Here is a 3,968-nt window from a genome sequence, read left to right on the forward strand (position 1 = left end):
GCCGGCGATGTCGCTCGAGGCCTGAGCGGCCGCGTAGGCGGCGCGCGCCTCGGCGAGCGCGCGGTCGAGTTCGGCCAGGCCTTCCGGGGTCACCAGATTGCGGTGGGACGAGATCGGCCGGTCCGGCAGATTGGCCGCGACCGACTCGAAATCCTGCTCCTTGGTGAAAGCGACGCTCATTTTTCCGACTCTCCGACCCCGACGCTGTCCGGGAGATTTTGAAGTAACCCCCGCAGACGCCGCTCCCGCCCGCAAGCGCCTCCGAAGACGCTTCCCCCGGGTGGGGATGAGAGAAGGGTGGGGGAGAGGAGGGCGAATGTCGAGGTCGCAGCGCTCCCAACACGTCGTGGAGGACGCGGCGCGGGCGGTGGTCAACCTCGCGACCTTCCTGTCCGGCGCCAGCGGCTTCGTCTGCACCTTCTCCGCCAACCGCGCCGAGGCCTGCGGCCACGCGCTGAAGATTCCGGACCACGAGGACTGAGCCCGCCGCGCCCGGCGCCGGAACGGCGGACATGCGTCCGCGGCCCGCGCGGAAAAGCGCGGTTGGAGGGCTGAAGAAATCGCCCCTCCGGGGAGGGGAAGGCGCGGGACGTCGGGTCGCCGCTCTGGGGGTAGTGGGGATGCCGGCTTCCCGGCGTCCCGCGCGCGGTGTTTGGTGCGTCGCGTCCCCGCTCTCCGGCGGCGCGGAGGCGAAAGCTCCGCGCGGCCTTCATCCTGAGCAAGACCGCCAGACGCTTATCGCGATAAAATTTACCCCTTGACAGAAGCCGGGGTCCGACCAAACTCGATTTTATCGCGATAAGAGTTATCGCGATTGATTAGGATGGAGAACTCCAATGAAGACCTTCTTCTTCGCCCTCGCGACAGCGGCCCTCGTCAGCACCGGCGCCTATGCGCGCGGCGACAACGCTTCGACCCAGCGCTACCTCGACGCACGTGTTCACGCCCTCTCCCTCGAGAAGAGCCGAGCCGAAGGGCTGGACCGCCCTGCTTCTACGGAACCCAAGAGCCGCATGGGCATCACCGGTGGCGTCGGCTCGAACTCTCCCGGCACGACTTCCACCATCGAACATTACGAGCATTCCTAGAACCGCAAGGCCGGGAGCGGCGAGGCGGCGGCTTCGCCGGCGCGCTGCCGTCATGATCACCCTGAGGAGCCAAGCTGCGGCTCCGCGGGGACGGCGCCAGACAGCCGCCAGCACCCTGCTGCGACAGCGGGGCGACTGAGCGACGCTGCTGGCGCCGTTCGCTCAGGAGCCAGACGACCCGGAGCTATTCGCGTCGCTTTTCGGTCCAAGGGCCGCGCCGCACGCAGAGCTGGCCAGCCTCCGTCGCCAGGAAAGGAGCGCGCTTCCGACCGAGACGGGATGTCCCTTGTGCTAGAGACTGATCAAGACATCGTCTCGCGGCATGTCCCATTTGCAAGCGCCTGCTTGCCGACGAGAGGATCGCCCGTGGCCAAAGACCTATGTGGACCCGTGCCGCTCGAGGATCAGCTTTGCTACGCGATATACTCAGCGGGAATTGCGATTCAGCGCCTGTATAAGCCGCTGCTCGACGACCTCGGCCTGACCTATCCGCAATTTCTGGTGCTCAATGTCTTGTGGAGGTCGGACGGCCGGACGGTCGGCGGGATCGCGGAGCATCTGGCGCTGGAGTCCAGCACGCTCACGCCGATGCTGAAACGCCTCGAGGCCGCCGGTCTGGTGCGCCGGTCGCGCAACCCCGACAATGAACGCCAGGTCATCGTCACGCTGACGGATCAGGGTCGCGCGCTGCGGTCCGGGGCAGGCTGCCTTGGCGACGCCCTGCTGACTGCCTCGGGGGAGTCGGCGCAGGAGCTAGGCGAACTGAACAGGCGCGTCAGACAGCTGAACGATGCTCTGTACGGCCACATCCAAGGCTCGGGCGCAGGATCATCGAGAGACCCGTAGCGCCTCAATGAACACGCCGCCCCGCTCCCTCAAACGATCGAGGCCTCGTTCCGAGGCCGAACGAGCAGTACCTTCAGCCCTCCTCAAAATCGTTCATTCTCAGTTCTCTCGCTCGAAGCTGCGGAAAGCCAGAGCCAAGGGTGCCTGCCCGGTGGCCTGCGCTCTCCGATGATCAGGGGTGCGGCCCCTAAGCTGGTCTCCTGATATCTGGCCTGCTCCTCATCTGCATCCCCGCTCGATATGCCCGTTCGGGCGTTCTGCCCCCTGAGAAGCGGTTTCTAAATCCGCATGCCGTCGCATCTCATGCACGCGGGAGACTGGATGAGGCCGTCGCCAGGGCTGCTCGCGCCGCAGCCGCAGAGCGCGTTGGCGCCCTTCTCACCGAGCACGCCAGCCAGCTCTGGGTCGATCAGAATTGGCAAATGGACATCACCGGCGCTAACGGCCTGATCCTGTGCGTGATCCATGTGGCGGCGATGAAGATGGCCGCGACGCAGGGGAAAGCTGACGCGCATGAAAAAGCCCGGCGCGGGGCCGGGCTCAGGTCATTGTGTCTGTAGATACCCGATCATTTTTTGCCCGGCGCCCCCGCACTCCGGGCGCTTCGTCGGAGCGGGCGTTTGAGCCCGTAGTTTCGCCTTCCCAGCTTCCGCACCCTCTCCGAAGACGCTCAGAATCGTCGTCCGCGCCTAGCGCTCCGCGGGGGCGGGCAACTTGTCGATCCGGGGGCGCAGGCCCTCAGGATCATCGCTGATAGGCCGATCTGATCCCGGTCCTGGGGCGCGTCTCGCTGCCGGGTTACAGCCGACGGTCTTCGTGGAACGTGATCATCGCGATCGACATCACGCAAACCGACAGCAGGCCGGCGATCGCGCCCAAGAGGGCAGGCAGCCGAGCGTCGAACAAATTGTATATGTCATGGCCCGCCAGACCACCGGCGACCGTCGAAATCAGGCCATATATGACCATGGTGCCGACGAGCGATCCCTCGGCGGCGCCTCCGGGATGGGAGCCCCTCATCACCTTAAACCGCAGGAAGCTCGCCACGAGCACCGCGGCCCCGCCTGACAGGAGAGCGACGGCCCGCCCACCCAGTCCGGTGCCCTGGACTATCGCGGCCGTGCAGACGCCGATGACCAGTCCGACGGCAATCATGATCAGGATACTGACTGATGGCGAAGCGCCCTGTTGAATTTTCATTGAGATCTCCTGCGGGCTGACGTCGCCGTTTTCTAGTTGAGACGTTGAGTAGCACGCCGCGGCCGCCAGACGAAAGCGATACGATGTCGCAACTTCGGTAGATGCTAGTTGCAAGAGGATAGCCCGCGACTTAATGGTTCTGACCGTCGAACTCGTTCGATTTGAGAGCGACTTTTCGGGCAACCTGATCCCTTCAGCTGGGGATGCCATGAACTGCAAATGAGATTCGGACGAGCAGATCGCCTCCGCCCTTCGGCAGGCCTCGGAACGGGACGATCAAGGAGATCTGCCGCAAGCTGAGCGTGCAGAGGCGACGTTCTACGGGCGGAAAAAGCAGTTCGCCCGCGCCGCGCGCTTCGAGAGGACGAGGTCCGCTTCGAGGCAATGCGCGCCGGCGGCCCGGGCGGGCAGCACCAGAACGTCACCGAAAGCGCGGTTCGTGCGGTGCATGTTCCCACGGGGCTGTGGGCGGTGGCGCGGGACGGCCGTTCCCAGCACCAGAACCGGAAGCGGGCGTTCGAACGCCTCGGCACGCTTCTCGCCGGCGTCGCAGCCAAAGAGGCGCTCGCGGCGAAGCGCGCCGAATGGCTCGACCGGATCTCGGTCGAACGCGGCGATCCGAAGCGGACGTTTCGAGAAACGTGAGAAGCCGGGAACGGCTTCGCCCTCCCAGCTCAAAGCGGACCTTCTGAAGTACCGCTAAGGGTCGATTCCGTTGAAAAACTCGGCCGTTGAAGCGGGGCTCCGTCGCTGATTCACTCCGTCATGCGGGCGGAGGGCGGCGGCGATGATGGGTGAACGGCAGGTCGACCAGGCGGCGCTGTTTTACGAGTT

General features: G+C 65.3%; 5 protein-coding genes and 2 pseudogenes. 5 read left to right on the plus strand and 2 right to left on the minus strand.

Translation table 11 applies throughout. The features are described from left to right. Positions 1-180, minus strand: a pseudogene (locus ACIKT0_RS14410) (transcription elongation factor); the annotation flags it as partial. 136 nt (positions 181-316) lie between these two features. On the opposite strand from ACIKT0_RS14410, the gene ACIKT0_RS14415 reads away from it, so the two are divergent. The 4 genes from ACIKT0_RS14415 (at position 317) to ACIKT0_RS14430 (ending at position 2,494) form a co-directional block, all read left to right on the plus strand. Then, positions 317-481, plus strand: a complete 165-nt coding sequence (locus ACIKT0_RS14415; RefSeq protein ID WP_407106010.1) for a hypothetical protein — start codon at positions 317-319, stop codon at positions 479-481. A 355-nt stretch (positions 482-836) separates the two neighbouring features. After that, positions 837-1,088 carry a hypothetical protein gene (locus tag ACIKT0_RS14420; RefSeq protein ID WP_407106011.1) on the plus strand — a complete coding sequence of 84 codons (252 nt, stop codon included), beginning with the start codon at positions 837-839 and terminating at the stop codon, positions 1,086-1,088. Between the two features lie 366 nt (positions 1,089-1,454). Next, positions 1,455-1,934, plus strand: coding sequence for a MarR family winged helix-turn-helix transcriptional regulator (locus ACIKT0_RS14425; RefSeq protein ID WP_407106012.1), 480 nt, complete (start codon positions 1,455-1,457; stop codon positions 1,932-1,934). A 422-nt stretch (positions 1,935-2,356) separates the two neighbouring features. After that, positions 2,357-2,494 carry a hypothetical protein gene (locus ACIKT0_RS14430; RefSeq protein WP_407106013.1) on the plus strand — a complete coding sequence of 46 codons (138 nt, stop codon included), beginning with the start codon at positions 2,357-2,359 and terminating at the stop codon, positions 2,492-2,494. Between the two features lie 238 nt (positions 2,495-2,732). On the opposite strand, the gene ACIKT0_RS14435 is transcribed toward ACIKT0_RS14430, so the two are convergent. After that, positions 2,733-3,134, minus strand: coding sequence for a hypothetical protein (locus ACIKT0_RS14435; RefSeq protein ID WP_407106015.1), 402 nt, complete (start codon positions 3,132-3,134; stop codon positions 2,733-2,735). Between the two features lie 366 nt (positions 3,135-3,500). Here ACIKT0_RS14435 and ACIKT0_RS14440 point away from each other — a divergent pair. Then, positions 3,501-3,779: pseudogene (locus tag ACIKT0_RS14440) on the plus strand (peptide chain release factor-like protein); the annotation flags it as partial. Positions 3,780-3,968 lie beyond the last annotated feature (189 nt).

Origin of the sequence: Hansschlegelia beijingensis, assembly GCF_045505405.1 — a bacterium.
Classification (GTDB): Bacteria; Pseudomonadota; Alphaproteobacteria; order Rhizobiales; family Methylopilaceae; genus Methylopila; species Methylopila beijingensis_A.